The organism is Rhizobium sp. AB2/73 (genome assembly GCF_020871915.1).
GTDB lineage: Bacteria > Pseudomonadota > Alphaproteobacteria > Rhizobiales > Rhizobiaceae > Rhizobium > Rhizobium dioscoreae.
This window is the reverse complement of the sequence record NZ_CP067072.1, coordinates 595,428-615,722: the sequence shown is the minus strand read 5'-3', so window position 1 is coordinate 615,722 and position 20,295 is coordinate 595,428. Positions and strand designations below refer to the sequence as shown.

Below are 20,295 nucleotides of genomic sequence, written 5' to 3'. Positions count from 1 at the left end.
TTTATTTCGCATACTGACTTTTACTGCCGGCGCAGGGAATCATGATGAACGCCCAGGACTTCAGCAGCACCGTTTTCGACCTTGCCCCCGTCGCCATGTGGCTGGAGGATTTCAGCGGCGTCAAGGAGCAGTTCGAAGTCTGGCGTGCGGAAGGCGTGACGGACCTGCGTTCCTATCTGTTAGCCGACGTGCAGCGCGTCGCATCCTGCTCGCAAAGGATCAAGCTTCTTGCCGTCAATACCAGGACGCTGGAGCTCTTCGAGGCGCCATCCTTCGAGACGCTTGTCGAAAGCCTTTCGCGGGTCTTCCGCGACGAGATGCTGCAAAGCCATGTGAATGAGCTGGTGGCGCTCTGGGAAGGCAAGACCGAGTTTTCCGGCACCGCAATCAACTACTCCCTCGGCGGCAAAAGGCTCGACATCCAGTTACGCGGCGTCATCCTGCCGGGCCACGAGACTTCGTGGAGCCGGCTGCTGCTGACGACGGAAGACGTGACGGCCCGCGAGGAGGCGAGACGGCAGGAAGAACGGCAGCGCCGCTATGCCGAGGGCATGTTCGAGCATTCGCCGGTTTCCCTGTGGGTCGAGGATTTTAGCCGCATCAAGATCCTGCTCGATGATATCCGCCACCGAGGCATCGTCGACTTTCAGGTATTTCTCGATGTGCATCCGGAGTTCGTCCAGCAATGCATGAGCGAGATCAGTGTGCTCGACGTCAATCAGGCAACGCTCGATCTCTTCTGTGCACCGGACCGCCAGACCCTGCATCAGCGGATCGACGAAGTGTTCCGCGATGATATGGAGAAGCATTTCCGCGGGCAATTAGTCGAATTGTGGAACGGCCGCCTCTTCCATCAGCGTGAAGTGCTGAACTACGCGCTCGACGGATCGGAGCGTCACGTCCTCCTGCAGTTTTCGGTTTTTCCCGGTTACGAGGAAGACTGGTCGCTGGTGCAGGTGGCACTCACCGACATTACCGCGCGCAAGAAGGCGGAAGCCTATCTCGAATATCTCGGCAAGCACGATGTGCTCACCCGGCTTTTCAACCGCGCCTTCTATATGGAGGAGCTCAACAGGCTGGAGCGCAAATCGCTTCGGCCGGTATCGGCCATCATTCTCGATCTGAACGGACTCAAGGAGTCCAATGACGAGAGCGGCCACGATGCTGGCGATGCTCTGCTGCGCCGTATGGGCGAGGTGCTGAACAGCGTCGTCTCCCTGCCGAACCATGCCGCCCGTATCGGGGGCGACGAATTTGCGGTTCTCATGCCAGGCGCCGATGAAATCGCGGCTGCCGCGATGGTCGAGACGATCAACGAACTGCTGAAGATCAACAATCAGTTCTATTCCAGCGCGCCGCTCAGCGTCTCTATCGGCATTGCCACGAGCCTGCCCGGCGAAACCATGGAAGCCATGATCAAGCGCGCGGATCTCGGCATGTACGAGCAGAAGAAGGCTCACTACGCCGCAGCTGCCACCATAGGCCCGCATCAGGCAAAGCACGGCGCCTGACGCTCCCGCATAGAGACCGACCCGCATAATCCATTGAAACCTTTGGGTTTCATGCGCCTGATTGCCAGGAACAAAAAACGCGACTTCTCAATTGGCTCTCTGGGAAAGATGGAGTTTTGACATGGACGATCAAACGACTAATATCGTCTTCGCCACTCGCACGGCACTCGACCAGGCCTCGGCGCTCGCGGTTCAATATGGATTTTCGCTTCTCGGCGCGATCATTCTTCTGATCGGTGGCTGGCTTCTTGCGGGCATTATGAGCCGTTCGGCCTACCGCGTCATCTCGCGCATTCACGGCATAGACGAAACGCTCGCGAGCTTCTTCCAGAATGTCCTGCACTACAGCTTGCTCATCCTTGTCTTCATCACCGTCCTTGGTCAGTTCGGCGTTCAGACAGCCTCCATCATCGCCGCTCTCGGTGCTGCCGGCCTGGCGATCGGCCTGGCATTGCAAGGCACGCTTCAAAATATCGCCGCCGGCATCATGCTGCTGATCCTACGGCCATTCCGGGTCGGCGAATATATCGAGACGACGAACGTCAAAGGCTACATCAAGGAAATCGGGCTCTTCGCGACGGAGATGAGGACGGCGGACGGCCTTTATCTGATGGCACCGAACTCGACGCTCTGGAACACGCCCATCATCAACCACAGCCGCGAGCCGGACCGCCGCCAGCAATTGTCCGTTACCATGGGTGAGAAAATTGACATCGATCTTGCCCGCAAAACGATTCTCGACATCCTGAAAGCGGATCAACGCATCAAGACCACACCGGCACCGAAGATTTTTCTCGACGAATTGGCCGTCGACCAAGCCGTGCTCAACATCGAATATTGGGCAATCACCACGTCGTGGTCCGATGTCCGGCACGATGTGGTCTCGAAGCTCAAGGCCAGGCTTGCCGAGCCCGACATAACGATCAAATCGCCGACGGAGGCGACAGGGCCCGCCAACTGAGGTCACTGCTCGAACGCTAAGCCTGCCGCCGGCAGGGAGTCGAACCAGCGGCAGGCTTCGCGAGGTCATAACACCTCGGGCAAGATCGATGTCCTGCCCGTTCTAAACTTCCGCGAGAGCCATTTGTTCCCTGCCGCGATAGGAAAGGGCCGAACTAGAAACCCGTGAATCTACCATTTGATACGGTAGTCCAGCCGCACATTACCAGCCGGCGTCAGGGTCTGCGGATCGGCGAAGGAGGCCGAGAAATTGAGGTTCGGCGCCAAAGGCTGCCGAAACGAGACCGTGCTGGAAAAGACGCTGCCGACGTCCTTCAGATTGCCGATCGCGGAAATCGAAGTTCCTGTCCGGGGAACGGCAACGCTAACGGCTTGTGTCGCGGTAATGGAGTTTGCCGCATTCCGCGTGCCCGCGTAATTTACGTTCAGCGACCTCGAAGTGCTCATGTCCAGGTTTTCCGACACCGTCCAGCTTCGCGAGCGTTCGAGGCAAAGCGTTCCGGTGCTGTTGAGCGCATCGACCCTCAATGACACCTCGCGGCGCCATGTGGTCGAAAAGCGCTTGTGATCGTCGATTGCCGTGCCCCACAGGGTCGCCAAGCTGCTGCTGCGCAGGATGGCGCCGGTGGCCGCGCTGCCAAGTCCTAGATCCATGCCAGCGCTGACATCCCAAGCCATCGGCAGCCGGAAACCGAGGGTAGTCTTGTATGTTCTGGGCGCGACCTTGACCGGCGACCAGATCATCAGATCGCTGGCTTTGGTGACCTGCGGCAAGCTGGCACTCGCAAGAAGACCAAGAACGCCGCGAAGGACGCGTTTTGACTTGAAGCCCATGTTAAAGCCCGCATTCTCTTTACCCCGACCTCGTGATGTTCAGGGCGCACCAAGGCAACAGCCGGACACGGAAACACCCGCATGCCGGCTTCGGATTGATTTTGTTCGGTTTAAGCACCAGCAAGATAGCGGCGCATCGGAGCCAAGATTTACGGCATCCGATTGAAGGGAATGACGCAGCTTCCAATCAAGCAGCACCCTTCGCCTAAAAGAATCCCATCCGGGGTCATGCTTGTAAACCCCTTGACGTCACGTTTTTTGCTGCGTTGCACACATGTCGCACTTGCGACGCCGCAGCATGAAAGCGACGTCACCGCAAACGGCCTGGAAAATCAGCCCTTGCCGGATAGCCAAGTCATCATTGAAGGATGATCACATTCCCGCGAGCGGACGCGGCGCGAGGCATCGAACCGGTGTGGTTCACGCCGCCCGGAGCCCAGCCTTCGCCAGAATCGGAAGCACCCGATCGCAGAAATAGGGCAGTTCCTGCGTATAGTTGACGAAGGACAAGGCTATGCCGGCATAGCCTTGCTCGGCAATGGCGATCATCTCTTCGGCAATGCGCTGCGGCGTGCCGATCAGCGGATAGCTGCCTGCTCCACCGGCAAAACGCTGGCGGTAGCGGTCATAGGACTCGCGATCATGGGACTGCGAGAACTCCTTCTTGCCGGCCATGTGCTGATCGACGGCAGCCTGATCGGCCATGGTCACGGCATAACGGGTGTAATAGTCTTCTGCCTCCGTCTGTGTCTCGCGGCAGACGACGTGACAGACGGTATAAACGCCGACCTGCCTGCCTTTGCCTTCCGCCCGTGCAGCGATGTCAGTCACATGCTTTCCGGCGTCATCGATCTCGGTGAAGGTGGTGAAGAGATAGTCGCAATGCGCCGCGGCAAAGTCTCGGCCGGGGCCGCCGAAGGCCGCATTCATCGTCACCGGCCGTGGCGCCTGCAGGCTTGCGGGACGGCTGACGGCTTCTTTCAGATTATAGTAGCTGCCCTCATAGTCGATCGGCTCATCGGAGGCGTAGAGCCTTTCGACAACTTCGAGCCATTCGGCGGCTTGGTCGTAGCCTTTTTCAACCAGTGGCACCCCGAACATGCCGAATTCCTTCGGATTCCAGCCACAGACGATGTTAAGCCCCGCCCGCCCCTGGCTGATATGATCGACCGTCGCAAGCGACTTGGCAGCATAAAGAGGATGGACGAGCGGCACGTGCACCGTCATGAAAAGGCCGATCTGATCGGTCGCGGCCGAGAGCGCAGCAGCCCAGGTGAAGGTCTCGAAGGACCACTCGCGCACGCGGTTCTTGCCGCCAAAACCGCGCCAGCGGGCAATCGGCAGAAAGAATTCGAGCCCCGCCCGGTCGGCGATCTGTGCTGCGGTCAGATTATCCTGCCAGCCTGCCGTCCAGCGCTCCGGCACGTCGGTGATGGCAAGCCCACCATCCGCATTGGTCGAGAAAACACCGAGCTTCAGCCTGTTCGGCCCCTTCAGCGGATGCATCTTCATGGCGCCTCCTCCCCCCGAGTTCACCTCGCGTCTATCCTGCAAAATCCGCAGCGACCCGATAGGAATGTGTTAGCGTCACGATGAAGAATTTCAAGCTTAAAATTTTTCGATCAGCGCATAATAATCAATCACGGGGCACAAGGCTCTCGCGTCTCGCCTGTTGCGACGCGATGCGCTTGTCTCCGGCGAAAAACGGTCCGCCATGCCGGTCCAGTTCGCTACGTGTGAGACAGCACAATGCCTCCACTTCTCCGGCTGAAGCACGCCCGAAGACATCGTCGAAGCTATCGGCCAGGTCCCGATCCACCTCACGAAGCAGGCGGGGAATCCATTTGCCCCTGCCCGACCATCTTCCTCGTCCCAGCAACATAAGGTCGGCCAAAGGCTGATAGAGTTGCGCGGCAATCGCGCGTACCTCCGGGGCTGCCCGCTCCCCACGCAAATCATCGAGAAGGTCGGTGATTTGATATTTCAAAGCATTCAGCTTCTCGCCTTTCAACTTCGGTGGGCCGTTATGGAGGATGCCGGTAGCATAGTCCTTCCAGACCTGCCCCTTGTCAGGATTTGGCCCGAGGATCTGGCCTGTCGCAACCATATGAATGATAGCGGGATAGCCACGCGCAATATCGTTCTCGAAAAACCAGCTGAGTGTCTCCGGGTCGTGAACAAACGCTTCGAACGGAAAGTCGCCCTCGATAAAGGTCTCGCGCCAAGCGGTTTCGAGCTGATCGAAGACCACGACCAGATCGATGTCGGAGCCCTTTCTTCCCTCGCCTCGTATGATCGACCCTGAGGCAAAGGCAAAGGAATAGCCCGGAAAACGGCTGGCGAGAACCGGGCGTGTCGCCTGCATCGCCGTTTCGAATATGCTCATTTCGCTCTCCAAACATCAATTGACTTGCGGGTTCGATATGCCCGCCAGGGTGCGAGCAGACGGGAACCGGCTGCGCAAGCTGAGCGGCACTTCGCCGCCGCCATAATTGGCCGACAGCTGGCTGCAATGCTACGAGGCCAAAGGCAACTCGAAGCTTCGCTTCAGCGTTTCCATCGGCACATCGGTCTTGACGTTCAATACGCTCGGGATGCGCGTCAAGTGGTCAGCCTGAAACCGCCAATAGCTGTGCAGATCAGCCGTGACGATACGCAGGATGGCATCGCATTCGCCCGTCGTCAGATAACATTCCATGACTTCAGGAAACCGCCTGACCGCCTCCGCAAATTGAAGGGTGACTTGCGCATCCTGCGTCTTGAACCAGACGCGGGCAAACACGGTGAGGCCCGCACCCACCTTTGCCGGGTCGAGAACGGCCACATAGCGATCGATGATGCCTGCATCCTCCAGCAATCGCACGCGGCGAAGACAGGGTGACGGCGAGAGCCCCACTTGCCTCGCGAGATCCACATTGGAAATGCGTCCGTCGCGCTGCAGCACCCCGAGGATACGCCGGTCGATCTGGTCCAGATTCGGTGACACAATATAGCTCCCACTGCCTTTTATGTAGCATAATATGCCAAAATTTCTCATGTTATTGAACTCTTCGCAAGCTCATTGCGCGAGGATTGGCCTATCGTTCCAGCCGTCAACATGGAGACGGAAGCCGATGTCGAAAAAGCTCAAGAAAGTCGTGCTCGCCTATTCGGGAGGACTGGACACATCCATCATCCTGAAATGGCTGCAGCAAACCTACGACTGCGAAGTCGTGACCTTTACCGCCGACGTTGGCCAAGGTGAGGAGCTTGAGCCCGCCCGCCGAAAGGCCGAGCAATTGGGCGCGACAGATATCAGGATCGAGGATGTCCGCGAGGAATTCGTTCGGGATTTCGTCTTCCCGATGTTCCGGGCAAACGCGCTCTATGAGGGGCAATATCTCCTCGGCTCCTCCATCGCCCGCCCCCTGATCGCCAAGCATCTCATCAATATCGCACGCGAGGTGGGTGCCGATGCCATTGCCCACGGCTCCACAGGCAAGGGCAATGATCAGGTGCGCTTCGAACTGGCGGCCAATGCGCTCGACCCGTCGATCAAAATCATCGCGCCATGGCGCGAGTGGACCATCCGATCGCGCACCCAGCTGATCGAATATGCCGAAGCGCATCAAATTCCCGTGCCGAAGGATAAGCGCGGCGAGGCTCCCTTTTCGACCGACGCGAATCTCCTGCACACCTCCACCGAGGGCAAGGTCTTGGAAGACCCGGCTGAAATCGCGCCATCCTATATCTATCAGCGCACCGTCGATCCTCTGGAGGCACCAAACGCGCCGGAAATCGTCGTCGTCGGCTTTGAAAAGGGCGATGCGGTCTCCCTGAACGGCGAAGCGATGACACCAGCGGCACTGCTGACAAAGCTCAACGAATTGGGCGGCAGGCATGGGATCGGCAGGATCGATCTCGTCGAGAACCGCTTCGTCGGGATGAAGTCGCGCGGCGTTTACGAAACGCCTGGTGGCACGATTCTGCTCGCTGCCCATCGCGGGATCGAATCCATCACGCTTGACCGCGTCGCTGCACATTTGAAGGACGAGATCATGCCACGCTACGCTGCGCTGATCTACAACGGATTTTGGTATTCTTCCGAGCGGGAAATGTTGCAGGCATTGATCGATCGGAGCCAAATCCATATCAGCGGCGAAGTGACACTCAGGCTCTACAAGGGCTCGGCCAGCGTGATAGCGCGCGCCTCGCCGGCCTCGCTTTACTCGACCGACCTCGTTACCTTCGAGGAAAGCTCCGGAGCATACGACCACCATGACGCCGAGGGCTTCATCAAACTCAATGGCTTGCGCCTGAAGAGCTGGGCAATGCGAAACGCCAGGATGGCTGCGCCTGCTATTGACCTGGACTGCGCTTGAGGTTGCAGAATGGCTGGCTTAACGAGGTCCATCCGCAATGAAGATATTGAAAGACGAGGATTTATGCCCTGCCGCAATCATGCGTGGGGCAATCGATGCCCTGGAAGCAGCCTTCCGGGCCAAGGCCGCCGGCAAGCTGGTGTCCCCACCCCGCCATCACGTCTCCTTTCCCGATCGTGGAGACATCGTGTTTACCGTCGGCGGCATCGATGGCGAGCGGCCGCTTGCCGGCTTTCGCGCCTACGAGACCTTTGCCGGCGAGCAGCATTCACAAGTGGTCGCTGTTTGGCGTGCCGATACCGCTGAACTTCGAGGGATCATCCTGGGCGAACGGCTCGGCCAGATCAGGACAGGGGCAATAGGAGGCATAGCCATCCGTCACCTCAGCGCTGCGACCGCCCGCACGGTCGGCATCATTGGCAGCGGTACTCAGGCGCGAACGCAGCTCATTGCCGCTGCCGCCGTTCGCGACATAAGCGCTGCCCGCGTCTTCAGCCGAAACCCAAGAAACTGCGCCGCCTTCGCTGAGGAGATGCAATTGCAACTCCGCATTGCCATTGAACCGGTTACAAGCGCCGCAGAAGCCGTTGCGGATGCCGATATCGTGTTATGCGCAACAAGCAGCGACGTGCCGGTGATCGATGCTTCGGATTTAAAAGCCGGCGTCCACATCAATACGATCGGCCCGAAGACGCTCAAGGGACATGAACTCGGCCTGGACATCGCGAACATGGCCAGCATCATCGCCACGGATTCTCCTGAGCAAACGCGCGCCTATGCATCTCCATTTTTTCTTTCCGGAACCGCCTACGAAGAGCGAATGCTTGATCTTGCTGCCATAGTCGCCGGTCATGTGGCCGGCAGAACATCGCCTCTCGACACGACGCTCTTCTGTTCGGTCGGCCTCGTGGGTACGGAAGTCGTCGTAGCATCCGCCATATTCGACATGATCTGACATTCGCTCGGAAATCGCGTGGCTGAGCCTCGATACGCCTCAGCCGTCCCAGCCTACGACCGTCAGCCTCGGCCAGACTGCAATCCAGCGATTGACTTTCTGCTCGTAGATCGCCTGCGTGATCTGCTTCTTATTGGGGCGCACGACGCCATTCAGCAGATCGGAAAGACCGAACGGAGCACAATAATCCAGACAACGGTGACTATTGGAGCGCAATCCCATGGCGGTTGCAGTGGTCGGAAAAGTGGTGATGGCGTCCAGGGTCGATTTGTAAGGCGGGATCGCGTATCCGAACTTCGCTTCGTACCAGCAATGAACCCGGGCTTCGTTCTTCACATCGATCCAGACCGGCAAATCGGGAAACATCCCGCGGACCCGTGCGGCATGACTGGCCTCCGCTTGTTCAGACAGATCATCGGCATCGAAATAAACGATGTCGAGGTCATTGATCCCATGAGACAGGGGCAACCCGAAGGCATGGTTCCAAACGGTCTGGGCAATGGCTCCTGCCACCAGCCAGCAATCTGGCAGCGCAATCTCATCCCAGCGCCGGAGAAGCGATCCGAGCAATGGACTTCGGAAGACTATATCCTCCAGTTCCGCCTGTTCGCTTGTCGTCATTCCTCCCACCCGACTGGAAACGACCTTGCGGCCATGGTCCATGGCCCTGCCTTCTGCATTCAAGCATGATTCTCGGCCGTTACTGTAGACTTGGCCAGCGCATTGGCGCTACCCCTCAGCCGCTGTTGCGCGCAAGCCTTAGCAGCCGGTCCATTTCGCCGTGCGAATTCAAAAGGACGACCGGCACTTGCGGTCCATACAGGTCGATACTTCGAACGAACAGAGGCGCATATTTCCTCTCGAAATTCCAGATATAGGAGAGGAAAGCCCTATCTGGCAGCGGTTCAGGGCAACCTTCGGCCATTGCAGGGCGAACTGTTCCATAATGCCGTGAAACCCTCTTCGCCAGACCAAATAATGCGACATGCCTCGGCACTCGAACCCAAAGGACGAGATCGGTGCGCGGCAATCTCAGATCAAAAGTGGATGCGCCGCTGCCGTCCATGACCCACCTCTCCCGTCGCGCCAGCTCGACGATAATCGACCGTTGCTCACCCTTTTCGCGCTCTTTCCAACCGGGCAGCCATCGGACGTCCCGATCCAGCGATTGAAACTCCAAATCGAATGTAGTCGCAATCTTCTGGGAATAGGTCGTCTTGCCGCCCCCGGAGCAGCCGATGACAAGCACCCTGCTGGCGCCGGCAAGTAGTGCAGCAGCTTCGGGCAGCAAAACATAGTTTGGCAAAGATTCCTCCCGTCCGACGCGGATGTCTAAGTCGCGCGACACTATTCTATCAGCAGGGCACTCCGGCCCGGCCGGATGTCCAGGCACTCCAAATGAAAAATTGTCTTGAACGCTCAGCGATTCAAATCCATTCAGATTGGCTTATTTGCGACGATTTTTTCGCCTCGCATCAGCAGACGCAAATCAGCGCGGCGGCACCACTTGCGATTGCGGTGCCACCTCACTCAGCAGCCAATCCTGAAATAATGTCGCCGTCTCGTTCGTCTGCTTCTTTTCCGGCATGACCACGTAATAGCTATTCTCGGTCGGCATCGGCAGATTAAACAGCGGCAGAAGCGTGCCGGCCTTGAGCTCATCCTCGACCAGATAGGTCGGCAGGAGCGCCACGCCAAGCCCGGCGATAGCGGCTGCGATGATCATGGAAAACTGGTCGAAGCGCGCGCCGGGATAGGCATTCTCCGTCGGCAGATCCTGCAGGTCGAACCATTGCGCCCAGAGCTTCGGGCGTGTCGTCAGATGCAGCAGCGGGGCTCTCGCCAGCTCGTCCGGCGAGATCAGACCCAGACGTCCGGCAAGCTCGCGGCTGGCAACGGGCAGCACGGTCTCGTTGCAGAGAAAGGTCGCGACAGCGCCCGCCCATGCCGGCAGGCCGTAGTGAATGGCCAGATCGAAATTATCCTCCTCAAAATTGAAGGGCTTGGAGCGAGATTCCACCGTGACGGCGACATCGCGATGTTTATCAAGAAATCGGCCGAGGCGCGGCACCAGCCAGCGTGTGCCGAAGGTCGGCAAGGTCGCAACCTTCAGCGATAGTTTCATCTGGCCGGCGGCGACGGCACCGATCATCAGCCGCTCCGAACGCAAGAGCAGGTCCTTCACCTCCGGCAACAGCCGAAGTCCGGCCTCGGAGAGCACGACGCGTTGGCGGACACGCTCGAACAGCTTCAGGCCCGTCTGCTGCTCGAGATCGCTGATCTGGCGGCTGACGGCGCTTTGCGTCAGATTGAGTTCTTCGGCGGCACGCGAGAAATTCTGATGGCGCGCAGCGCATTCGAATGCCTGAAGATTGACGATGTCAGGGATGAGGCGTCGACGCATGATCATTCCATTTTCGCATCAAGTTAGAATTCTCTCTCACAACATCGGCCGCCTAACAAGAGATATTCTGCTGGATAGGAATGACATAGTCTTTCAGGAAGAGATCGCACATGAAGCCTGATCACGTCTCGACCAGCGATATTCGCAGCGCTTTTTCAGCCGCCATGTCGGCGATGTATCGCAAAGAAGTTCCCGCCTACGGCACGCTGATGGAGCTGGTTGCCCGCGTCAACGGCGAAACGCTGGCGGTAAACCCCAAGCTGAAGGAGCGGCTGGAGGCGACGGATTATCTCGATCGCATCTCCGAGGAGCGTCACGGCGCCATCCGGCTCGGCACCGCAGCGGAGCTTGCGATGATGGCTCGCGTCTTCGCCGTCATGGGCATGTATCCGGTCGGCTATTACGACCTTTCGACCGCCGGCGTGCCGGTTCATTCGACCGCATTTCGGCCGATCGGTGATGCGGAACTGAAGCGCAATCCCTTCCGCGTTTTCACCTCCCTGCTGCGGCTCGATCTGATTGCCGATGAAGATCTTCGCAAGGCGGCCGCAGACATTCTCGCGAAGCGCCAGATTTTCACGGAAGGTGCCGTCGCGCTCACCGAAAAGGCAGAGCGCGAAGGCGGCCTGAGCATGGCCGATGCCAGCCAGTTCGTTGACGAGGTGCTGGAGACCTTCCGCTGGCATGACAACGCCAATGTCGATGCCGGCATGTATCATCGGCTTCACGACGCCCATCGCCTGATTGCCGATGTCGTGTCGTTCAAGGGCCCGCACATCAATCATCTAACCCCGCGTACGCTGGATATCGACCAGGTGCAGGCGCTGATGCCGGATTACGATATCGCACCGAAGGCCGTCGTCGAAGGACCGCCGACGCGCTCCTGCCCGATCCTGCTGCGCCAGACCTCGTTCAAGGCGCTCGAGGAACCTGTCTCATTCCGCAACGCCGACGGCATCTGGGAAGCAGGCTCGCACACCGCCCGCTTCGGCGAGATCGAGCAACGCGGCATTGCGCTGACGCCGAAGGGCCGCGCGCTTTACGACAAGCTGTTAGACGACTCCCGCAAGATCGTGCGCCCCGCAGCCGATGGATCGAACGCCCGCGACTATGAGGCAGCGCTTGCGGAGAGCTTTGCCGAATTCCCGGATAACTGGGCGGCAATCCGCGCTGAAGGTCTCGGCTACTTCACCTATTCGCTGACGGCCAAGGGCAAGACCGCTGCAAGGAGCCACGGAGATATCGAAGCACTGATCGACCAGGGCTTCGTGCAGTTTGATCCGATCGTCTACGAAGATTTCCTTCCCGTCAGCGCGGCCGGCATCTTCCAGTCCAATCTCGGCGATGGCGCGCAGCAGGAATTCGTCGCCAGCCCGAACCAGCAGCGCTTCGAAGCCGATCTCGGCACGAAGGTGCTGAACGAATTCGACCATTACGCCGGCATCGAACAGGCATCGATCGATGCTTGCCTGCGAGCCCTTTCCAAACAAGACGCCGCCGAGTGAAGTGATGCGGCGATAACAGCCGCTCGCCACCCGGATCAAGACAAGTGGAGTTTCATGAGATGAACATCGCAGCCAAGACCCCTTCCGTTGCAGCCGAAGCTGCCGCCATTCTCGAAAAGCTCGGCGTCGACAAGGCGCTTTATACTGAGGGCGACATGCCCTCCTACTCCCCGGTCACCGGCGAGAAGATCGGCAGCCTCAAGACGGTTTCGGCCGATGAAGCGGCGAAAAAAATCGAGAAGGCGCATGCCGCATTCCGCGCCTGGCGCCTCGTGCCGGCCCCGAAGCGCGGCGAGCTGGTGCGCCTGCTCGGCGAAGAGCTGCGCTCTGCCAAGGACGATCTCGGCCGTCTGGTTTCCATCGAAGCCGGCAAGATCCGCTCCGAGGGCCTCGGCGAAGTCCAGGAAATGATCGACATCTGCGATTTCGCCGTCGGCCTTTCCCGCCAGCTGTACGGCCTGACGATTGCGACCGAACGTCCGGGCCATCGCATGATGGAAACCTGGCATCCGCTCGGCGTCGTCGGCATCATCTCCGCCTTCAACTTCCCGGTCGCAGTCTGGTCTTGGAACGCGGCGCTGGCGCTGATCTGCGGCGATGCCGTCGTCTGGAAACCCTCGGAAAAGACACCGCTGACCGCTCTTGCCTCGCAGGCTATCCTCGACCGCGCTCTTGCCCGCTTCGGCGACGCGCCGGAGGGCCTGTCGCAGGTTCTGATCGGCGATCGTGCCATCGGTGAAATCCTAGTCGACCATCCGAAGGTGCCGCTCGTTTCGGCAACCGGCTCGACCCGCATGGGTCGTGAAGTCGGGCCGCGGCTTGCCAAGCGCTTTGCCCGCGCCATTCTCGAACTTGGCGGCAACAATGCCGGCATCGTCTGCCCCTCGGCCGATCTCGACATGGCACTGCGCGCCATCGCCTTCGGCGCCATGGGCACGGCCGGCCAGCGCTGCACGACGCTGCGCCGCCTCTTCGTCCACAAAAGCGTCTACGACCAGCTGGTCCCGCGGCTGAAGAAGGCCTATCAGAGCGTATCGGTCGGAGATCCCCTGCACTCCTCCGCGCTCGTCGGCCCGCTGATCGACAAGGCCGCATTCGACAGCATGCAGAAGGCGATTGCCGAGGCGAAGGCCCATGGCGGCTCCGTCACCGGTGGCGAGCGCGTCGATGTCGGCCATGCGGACGGCTATTATGCAAAGCCGGCGCTTGTGGAAATGCCACGGCAGGCAGGCCCGGTCATGGAAGAAACCTTCGCGCCGATCCTCTACGTCATGCCCTATGAGGATTTCGACGCCGTCATCGATGAGCACAATGCCGTTGCCGCCGGCCTGTCGTCCTCGATCTTCACGCGCGACATGCAGGAATCCGAGCGTTTCCTCGCAGCTGACGGCTCCGATTGCGGCATCGCCAACGTCAATATCGGCACATCAGGCGCTGAAATCGGCGGCGCATTCGGCGGCGAGAAGGAAACCGGCGGCGGTCGCGAGTCCGGCTCGGACGCCTGGAAGGCCTATATGCGCCGGGCGACCAACACGGTGAACTACTCCAAGGCCCTGCCGCTGGCGCAGGGTGTCTCCTTCGACATCGAGTAAACTCCATGACGATCGCCACGAAAATCGAAGAGGCGGGCTTCAAGCCCGCTCCGCGGATCGCCTCCATCGGCGTTTCCACCATTCTTCAGATCGGTGCGCGCGCCAATGCCATGAAGCGGGAAGGCTTGCCTGTCATCATTCTCGGTGCAGGCGAACCGGATTTCGACACGCCCGACAATGTGAAGGAAGCGGCCAAGGCAGCCATCGATCGTGGCGAAACGAAATATACCGCGCTCGACGGCACGCCGGAGCTGAAGAGGGCGATCGCCGGAAAATTCAAACGTGAGAACGGCATCGACTACGCGCTCGACGAAATCACCGTAGCGACGGGCGCAAAACAGATCCTATTCAACGCTTTTATGGCATCGATCGATCCGGGCGACGAGGTTGTCATCCCGACGCCCTATTGGACCTCCTATTCCGATATCGTCGAGATCTGCGGCGGCGTGCCGGTTCTGATCCCCTGCGATGCCAAGGCCGGTTTTCGCCTGAAGGCTGATCAGCTCGAACAGGCGATCACGCCCAAGACGCGCTGGCTGCTGCTCAATTCGCCATCGAACCCATCGGGCGCCGCCTACTCCAGGGCCGATTATCTGCCGCTGATCGAGGTGCTGCAGCGTCATCCGCATGTCTGGCTGATGGTCGACGATATGTACGAGCATATCGTCTATCAGGGCTTTGAGTTCACCACGCCCGTCGCCATCGAACCACGTCTCAAGAGCCGAACGCTGACGGTCAACGGCGTTTCCAAGGCCTATGCCATGACCGGCTGGCGCATCGGCTATGCGGGCGGCCCCAAGGCTCTCATCAAGGCCATGGCCGTTATCCAGAGCCAGGCGACCTCCTGCCCTTCTTCCGTCAGCCAGGCGGCGGCCGTCGCTGCGCTGACTGGCCCGCAGGATTTTCTCGAGGGTCGCAAGGCAAGCTTCCAGCGCCGACGCGATCTCGTCGTGAACAGGCTGAACGCCATCGATGGCCTGGATTGCCAGATGCCGGAAGGTGCCTTCTACACATTCTCCGGCTGCGCCGGCGTGCTTGGAACGACGACATCATCCGGAAAGATGATCGAGACGGATGCGGATTTCTGCGCCTATTTGCTCGATGAAGCCCATGTCGCTGTCGTGCCCGGCTCAGCCTTCGGATTGTCGCCCTATTTCCGCATTTCCTATGCGACGTCGGAAACCGATCTTATCGAAGCCCTCGATCGTATCGAAAGGGCCTGCGCGGCGCTCCGGCGCTAGAGCAGCTGCGACCGACGCACAAAACGGTTGTCCATCCGGAACTGCGTGAAAACAAAGAGATAGAGCATTCCCGTAATTCTGTTTAAAAGCGGGAATGCTTCAATCACCGCGTAAAACGCCGGAAGTCTTCGCATCATGATACCACGCCTCGTTTCGGCGAAAGACAGTTCGCTACATCAGACCGGCGCCTTCACCCGTCGGCTGTCGGCACTCGACTTCAGCGGCGACATCGAAACGGATCACGGTGCCAGGGCGGTCGCCTCGACCGACAATTCCATCTATCAGGTCAAGCCGACGGCAATTCTCTATCCGCGCGGCGCGGATGATCTGAAAATCATCGCCAAAGCCATATCCGAACCTGCCTTTTCCGATCTTGTCATCGCCCCGCGCGGCGGCGGCACCGGAACGAACGGACAATCCCTGACCTCGGGCATCGTCGTCGACTGCTCCCGACATATGAACCGCATCCTGGGGATCGATCCGGTTCGAAAGATCGCCCGTGTCGAGGCCGGTGTCGTCAAGGATCAGCTCAACAAGGCGCTGAAACCATACGGGCTATTCTTCGCGCCTGAGCTTTCCACCTCCAACCGCGCCACCATCGGCGGCATGATCTCCACCGATGCCTGCGGCCAGGGCTCCTGTCTCTACGGCAAGACCAGCAACCACGTTCTCGGCCTTCGCGTGGTGCTTTCCGATGGCAGCGACTGGTGGTCGCGTCCGCTTGGCAATAGCAAGCTGGACGAGATCAAGGCGCGTGACGATCGTATCGGCGAAATTCACCGCGTCGTTGATGCAATCGCCCGGGACAAAAGCGAGCTGATCGCGGCGACCTTCCCCAAGCTCAACCGCTACATGACCGGCTACGATCTCGCCCATATCTGGCGCGAGGACGGCCGCTTCGATCTCAACGCGGTGCTGTGCGGTTCTGAAGGCACGCTTGTCATGATCGCCGAAGCCGAACTCAACGTGCTGCCGATTCCGGCGCAATCGGCCCTCATCAACATCCGCTATGATGATTTCAACACGGCGCTGGAGGATGCGCGACGGCTGGTGGCGCTGAACGTTGCCTCGGTCGAGACAGTTGATGAAAAGGTGCTGGGTCTCGCCAAGGGTGACATCGTCTGGAGTGGCATCGCCCGCTTCTTCCCCGAGGATGCATCTGGCGCCGGCAACGGCATCAATATCGTCGAGGTGCTGGCCGACGATAGCGACGAGTTGGAACGCAAGCTGGCGGACGTGACCGCCGCCCTTGATGACGGCTCCTCAGCTCGCCACAAGGGCTATACGATCGCTCGCGAAAAGGCAGAGGTCGAGGCGATCTGGTCGATGCGCAAGCGCGCCGTCGGTCTGCTTGGCAATGTCGAGGGGCCGGTGCGGCCGGTGCCCTTCGTAGAGGACACCGCCGTTCCACCTGAGCATCTGGCCGCCTATATAAGGGAATTCCGTGCCCTTCTCGATGCCGAGGGGCTGGATTACGGCATGTTCGGCCATGTCGATGCCGGCGTGCTGCACGTGCGCCCCGCGCTCGATCTCACCCGCGCCGACCATCAACCGCTTGTCCGCAAGATCAGCGACGGCGTCGTTGCGCTTACCCGCAAATATGGCGGGGTGCTCTGGGGCGAACATGGCAAGGGCGTTCGCTCGGAATATGTCCCTGAATATTTTGGCGAGCTTTATCCGAGCTTGCAGGACATTAAGCGCGCGTTCGACCCAGGCGATCGCCTCAACCCCGGCAAGATAGCATCCGGCGCATCTAGACCATTGCTGAAGATCGACGATGTATCACTGCGCGGTGACTTTGATCGCGTCATCGGCAACGACATCCGAGCCGCCTTCGACAATGCAGCCTATTGCAACGGCAACGGCGCCTGTTTCGATTTCGAAGCGACAAGCCCGATGTGCCCATCCTTCAAGGCGACGGGCGACCGGCGCTATTCGCCGAAGGGCCGCGCGGCGCTGATGCGCGAATGGCTGCGTCTGTTGGCGGAGCGGCAGATCGATCCGCGGCGGGAGGCGGAAGCGCAACGCCGCGCAAACTCTTTCGCCAGTCTCGCGCTGCGGACGGTCAACTCGCTCAATCCGGCCAATCGCGACGACTTTTCCCATGAGGTGCGGGCGGCGATGGATACCTGTCTCGCCTGCAAGGCTTGCGCCGGCCAATGTCCCGTCAAGGTCAGCGTCCCGGCCTTCCGTTCGAAATTCCTGGAGCTTTATTACGGCCGATACGTTAGGCCCTTCAAGGACCCAATCGTCGCTGCCATCGAGACGACCCTGCCGCTGATGGCGCGTTTTAAGCCGGGCTACAATCTGCTCACCGGTTCAGCGGTCGGACAGACCTTGATGCGGTTTGCCGGTCTCACCGCGCTTCCGGCCATGCCTGCAATATCGCTCGAACGGGAAGCGGCTCGTCTCAACGTGCAGGTTGCTACTCCTGAACGGTTGGGAAAGCTCTCCGCAGATGAACGCACCCAAGCGGTCGTCATCGTTGCCGATGTCTTCTCCACCCATTTCGATCCAGCCGTCGTTATCGCAGCGCTCAAGCTCGCCCTGAAAATGGATTTCAAGCCGTGGCTCGCTATGTCACTGAGCAACGGCAAGGCCCTGCATGTCCATGGCTATCTCGGCCGCTTCGAGAAGGCGGCGACGAAATCGCGAGATTATCTTGATCGCATCTCTCGGATAGGCATCCCACTTGTCGGCATCGACCCATCGATGACGCTGACCTATCGCAGCGAATATGCAGCCCTGCCATCCGCTAAGCTGCAGGCGTCGGTGCTGCTGCTTCAGGAGTGGCTCGCCGCAAACCTCGACCGATTGCCGCCGGCGCAGACTTCACCGCAAGAGCGTTTCACGCTGCTTGCCCATTGCACGGAGAAAACGAACGCTCCGGCTGCCCTCAAGCAATGGTCCGTGCTCTTCGGGAAATTGGGAATCAAGCTCGATATGCCCGATGTCGGCTGCTGCGGCATGGCCGGCACTTTCGGCCACGAGGTGCGCAATCGCGCCATCTCGGAAAAGCTCTATGCGATGAGCTGGCAGGACAGGATCGCCGAGAACGGCAATCAGACGATTGCTATGGCCACCGGCTTTTCCTGTCGCTCGCAGGTCGCCAAGATCGACCATCAAGCCATCCCGCATCCCGTCGAGATCCTCGAACGACTGATCGGTTAACCTCTGCGGCGCCGTTTCCAAGGGCTAAAACACATGTGGCGCCCGAGGGCGCCACATTTCAAAAACAGCAACAGGAATAGCCGCTTAGACGGCTTCTTTCATCCTGATTTTCTCAAGGCTGTAAACCTGTCCGAAGCGATTGGCGAGGAAATCGCCGAGATCGATTTCTTCCTGGCAAACGAAGCCCTTGGAGGGCAGCTTGCCCTGAGCGAGAAGATCAAGCACGGTGGTAATGCCGGCGGCCGTGGTGATCTGGATGGCGCTCATCTTCTTGCCGGCAACGATGCCTGCATAGACCTTGTTGGCATAGGTTTCCTGCATGTAGCGGCCCTCGCGCCAACCACAGACGGTGACGAAAACGACGACCACGTCCTGCATGGTGGCGGGCAGCGCGTTCTCGAAGAGATCCTTCAGCACATCGCGGCGGTTCTTGAGGTTGAGGTCGTTGAGCAGCGCCTTGATGATGGCCTGATGGCCGGGATAGCGGATGGTGCGGTAGTTCATCGTCCGCACGCGGCCAGCCAGCGTCTTGGCGAGCGTACCGAGGCCACCTGACGTGTTGAAGGCCTCATAGGTGACGCCGTCGAGCGAGAATTCTTCGCGCTCTTCCATGGCCGGCACGGTGACAAGCTTGCCTTCGACGATCGCTTCGCATGGCTCGATATATTCGTTGATCAGGCCATCCGTGCTCCAGGTCAGATTGTAGTTGAGAGCGTTGGAGGGATATTGCGGCAGCGCGCCGACGCGCATGCGCACGCTGTCGAGGCTGTCGAAGCGCTTGGCGAGATCGTTGGCGACGATCGAGATGAAGCCCGGCGCAAGCCCGCATTGCGGGATGAAGGCGGTATTTGCTCCCTGAGCCAGTTCCTCGACCTTCTTGGTCGTCGCGACGTCTTCGGTGAGGTCGAGATAATGCACGCCAGCCTCAAGCGCGGCTTCCGCGACGAAGCCTGTAAGATGGAACGGTGCTGCCGACAGAACGGCGAACTTGCCCTTCAGAACGCCGACCAGCCCAGCGCGGTCGGCAATATCGACGGCGGCGGTGGAAATCGCAGGGTGACGATCGATCTTGTCGAGCTGTTCCTGGCTGCGGTCGGCGACAACGACCGTGTAATCGCCCGTTTCGGCCAGCATCAGAGCGATCGCCCCACCGATCTTGCCTGCGCCGATGACCACTATGTCTTTCATATGAATCCCCTGCATTTCATTGATAAGATTTTTATAAGTGTAGGTAGGAACTGAACGATTCATAGCGACGAAAAATGCATTTCGTTGTACAAATCTATACAATTTGACGAATAGAATCTGCAAAATGCAGGAGGCACCATGCAGGTCACCGATAAGGACCGCGAACTGATCGCCTTGCTCGGCCAGAATGCCCGAATGCCTGTCGCGACTCTCGCCAAAAAGCTGTCGCTGTCGCGCACCACCGTTCAGGCCAGACTCGAACGGCTGGAGCGGGAGGGCGTCATTTCAGGCTATGGCGTGAGGCTGTCGGAGACCTATCTTTCGGGCCTCATTCGGGCGCATGTGCTGATCACGATCGCACCGAAAGCGCTGTCAGCCGTGACCGCAGCGCTGCATGCCATTCCGGAGGTAACGACGCTTCATTCCGTCAGCGGCACGTTCGATCTGATCGCCATCATCGCAGCCCCCTCGATCTCCCAGCTGGATCAGCTGATCGACGGCATCGGCACGATCGATGGCGTCGAACGCACCTTGTCGTCCATCATCCTTTCGACGCGAATCTCGCGCTAAAAA

General features: G+C 59.5%; 17 protein-coding genes. 9 read left to right on the top strand and 8 right to left on the bottom strand.

Annotated elements, in window-relative coordinates:
- Positions 1–41 precede the first annotated feature (41 nt).
- Positions 42–1,511 (top strand): sensor domain-containing diguanylate cyclase, encoded by a 1,470-nt coding sequence (locus I8E17_RS22505; RefSeq protein WP_229002182.1) that lies wholly within the window; start codon positions 42–44, stop codon positions 1,509–1,511.
- Positions 1,512–1,632: 121 nt separating this feature from the next.
- Entirely contained in the window at positions 1,633–2,472 is an 840-nt protein-coding gene (locus I8E17_RS22500) for a mechanosensitive ion channel domain-containing protein (RefSeq protein ID WP_069614476.1), read from the top strand.
- Between the two features lie 170 nt (positions 2,473–2,642).
- Here the strand turns inward: I8E17_RS22500 and I8E17_RS22495 are convergent, their stop codons facing one another.
- The 4 genes from I8E17_RS22495 to I8E17_RS22480 form a co-directional block, all read right to left on the bottom strand.
- A complete protein-coding gene (locus I8E17_RS22495; RefSeq protein ID WP_069614477.1) occupies positions 2,643–3,305 on the bottom strand; it encodes a hypothetical protein in 663 nt (220 codons plus the stop codon).
- Between the two features lie 420 nt (positions 3,306–3,725).
- Positions 3,726–4,817, bottom strand: coding sequence for an LLM class flavin-dependent oxidoreductase (locus tag I8E17_RS22490; protein WP_069614478.1), 1,092 nt, complete (start codon positions 4,815–4,817; stop codon positions 3,726–3,728).
- Positions 4,818–4,941: 124 nt separating this feature from the next.
- Positions 4,942–5,691 carry a nucleotidyltransferase domain-containing protein gene (locus tag I8E17_RS22485; RefSeq protein ID WP_069614479.1) on the bottom strand — a complete coding sequence of 250 codons (750 nt, stop codon included), beginning with the start codon at positions 5,689–5,691 and terminating at the stop codon, positions 4,942–4,944.
- Positions 5,692–5,820: 129 nt separating this feature from the next.
- Entirely contained in the window at positions 5,821–6,291 is a 471-nt protein-coding gene (locus tag I8E17_RS22480) for an Lrp/AsnC family transcriptional regulator (protein ID WP_069614480.1), read from the bottom strand.
- Positions 6,292–6,418: 127 nt separating this feature from the next.
- Here I8E17_RS22480 and I8E17_RS22475 point away from each other — a divergent pair, with 127 nt between their 5' ends.
- Both I8E17_RS22475 and I8E17_RS22470 read left to right on the top strand, forming a co-directional pair.
- A complete protein-coding gene (locus tag I8E17_RS22475; RefSeq protein ID WP_069614481.1) occupies positions 6,419–7,666 on the top strand; it encodes an argininosuccinate synthase in 1,248 nt (415 codons plus the stop codon).
- 37 nt (positions 7,667–7,703) lie between these two features.
- Positions 7,704–8,621: an ornithine cyclodeaminase family protein gene (locus I8E17_RS22470; protein ID WP_219511612.1), complete on the top strand. Its 918-nt coding sequence runs from the start codon at positions 7,704–7,706 to the stop codon at positions 8,619–8,621.
- Positions 8,622–8,660: 39 nt separating this feature from the next.
- On the opposite strand, the gene I8E17_RS22465 is transcribed toward I8E17_RS22470, so the two are convergent.
- From I8E17_RS22465 to I8E17_RS22455, 3 genes are all read right to left on the bottom strand, one after another.
- Positions 8,661–9,242: a nucleotidyltransferase family protein gene (locus I8E17_RS22465; protein ID WP_219511614.1), complete on the bottom strand. Its 582-nt coding sequence runs from the start codon at positions 9,240–9,242 to the stop codon at positions 8,661–8,663.
- A 115-nt stretch (positions 9,243–9,357) separates the two neighbouring features.
- The gene (locus I8E17_RS22460; protein ID WP_069614484.1) at positions 9,358–9,927 is read right to left on the bottom strand and encodes an AAA family ATPase; all 570 of its coding nucleotides are present in this window, start codon (positions 9,925–9,927) and stop codon (positions 9,358–9,360) included.
- A gap of 183 nt (positions 9,928–10,110) precedes the next feature.
- Positions 10,111–11,031 carry a LysR family transcriptional regulator gene (locus I8E17_RS22455; protein ID WP_069614485.1) on the bottom strand — a complete coding sequence of 307 codons (921 nt, stop codon included), beginning with the start codon at positions 11,029–11,031 and terminating at the stop codon, positions 10,111–10,113.
- A gap of 104 nt (positions 11,032–11,135) precedes the next feature.
- On the opposite strand from I8E17_RS22455, the gene I8E17_RS22450 reads away from it, so the two are divergent.
- From I8E17_RS22450 to I8E17_RS22435, 4 genes are all read left to right on the top strand, one after another.
- On the top strand, positions 11,136–12,530 hold the full coding sequence (locus I8E17_RS22450; RefSeq protein WP_069614486.1) for a VOC family protein: 1,395 nt from the start codon (positions 11,136–11,138) through the stop codon (positions 12,528–12,530).
- A 59-nt stretch (positions 12,531–12,589) separates the two neighbouring features.
- Positions 12,590–14,122 carry an aldehyde dehydrogenase family protein gene (locus tag I8E17_RS22445; protein ID WP_113366315.1) on the top strand — a complete coding sequence of 511 codons (1,533 nt, stop codon included), beginning with the start codon at positions 12,590–12,592 and terminating at the stop codon, positions 14,120–14,122.
- A 5-nt stretch (positions 14,123–14,127) separates the two neighbouring features.
- Entirely contained in the window at positions 14,128–15,363 is a 1,236-nt protein-coding gene (locus I8E17_RS22440) for a pyridoxal phosphate-dependent aminotransferase (RefSeq protein ID WP_069614488.1), read from the top strand.
- Positions 15,364–15,498: 135 nt separating this feature from the next.
- Positions 15,499–18,534 (top strand): FAD-binding and (Fe-S)-binding domain-containing protein, encoded by a 3,036-nt coding sequence (locus tag I8E17_RS22435; protein ID WP_069614489.1) that lies wholly within the window; start codon positions 15,499–15,501, stop codon positions 18,532–18,534.
- Between the two features lie 84 nt (positions 18,535–18,618).
- On the opposite strand, the gene I8E17_RS22430 is transcribed toward I8E17_RS22435, so the two are convergent.
- Entirely contained in the window at positions 18,619–19,722 is a 1,104-nt protein-coding gene (locus tag I8E17_RS22430) for a saccharopine dehydrogenase family protein (protein ID WP_069614490.1), read from the bottom strand.
- A gap of 138 nt (positions 19,723–19,860) precedes the next feature.
- Here I8E17_RS22430 and I8E17_RS22425 point away from each other — a divergent pair, with 138 nt between their 5' ends.
- A complete protein-coding gene (locus I8E17_RS22425; protein ID WP_069614491.1) occupies positions 19,861–20,292 on the top strand; it encodes an Lrp/AsnC family transcriptional regulator in 432 nt (143 codons plus the stop codon).
- The last annotated feature ends 3 nt before the right edge of the window (positions 20,293–20,295 follow it).

Coding starts and splice junctions, on each gene's coding strand:
- I8E17_RS22435 (WP_069614489.1), top strand. CDS start 15,499: ATGATACCACGCCTCGTTTCGGCGAAAGACAGTTCGCTACATCAGACC.
- I8E17_RS22440 (WP_069614488.1), top strand. CDS start 14,128: ATGACGATCGCCACGAAAATCGAAGAGGCGGGCTTCAAGCCCGCTCCG.
- I8E17_RS22495 (WP_069614477.1), bottom strand. CDS start 3,305: ATGGGCTTCAAGTCAAAACGCGTCCTTCGCGGCGTTCTTGGTCTTCTT.
- I8E17_RS22505 (WP_229002182.1), top strand. CDS start 42: ATGATGAACGCCCAGGACTTCAGCAGCACCGTTTTCGACCTTGCCCCC.
- I8E17_RS22475 (WP_069614481.1), top strand. CDS start 6,419: ATGTCGAAAAAGCTCAAGAAAGTCGTGCTCGCCTATTCGGGAGGACTG.
- I8E17_RS22450 (WP_069614486.1), top strand. CDS start 11,136: ATGAAGCCTGATCACGTCTCGACCAGCGATATTCGCAGCGCTTTTTCA.
- I8E17_RS22470 (WP_219511612.1), top strand. CDS start 7,704: ATGAAGATATTGAAAGACGAGGATTTATGCCCTGCCGCAATCATGCGT.
- I8E17_RS22485 (WP_069614479.1), bottom strand. CDS start 5,691: ATGAGCATATTCGAAACGGCGATGCAGGCGACACGCCCGGTTCTCGCC.
- I8E17_RS22490 (WP_069614478.1), bottom strand. CDS start 4,817: ATGAAGATGCATCCGCTGAAGGGGCCGAACAGGCTGAAGCTCGGTGTT.
- I8E17_RS22465 (WP_219511614.1), bottom strand. CDS start 9,242: ATGACGACAAGCGAACAGGCGGAACTGGAGGATATAGTCTTCCGAAGT.
- I8E17_RS22430 (WP_069614490.1), bottom strand. CDS start 19,722: ATGAAAGACATAGTGGTCATCGGCGCAGGCAAGATCGGTGGGGCGATC.
- I8E17_RS22455 (WP_069614485.1), bottom strand. CDS start 11,031: ATGATCATGCGTCGACGCCTCATCCCTGACATCGTCAATCTTCAGGCA.
- I8E17_RS22425 (WP_069614491.1), top strand. CDS start 19,861: ATGCAGGTCACCGATAAGGACCGCGAACTGATCGCCTTGCTCGGCCAG.
- I8E17_RS22445 (WP_113366315.1), top strand. CDS start 12,590: ATGAACATCGCAGCCAAGACCCCTTCCGTTGCAGCCGAAGCTGCCGCC.
- I8E17_RS22500 (WP_069614476.1), top strand. CDS start 1,633: ATGGACGATCAAACGACTAATATCGTCTTCGCCACTCGCACGGCACTC.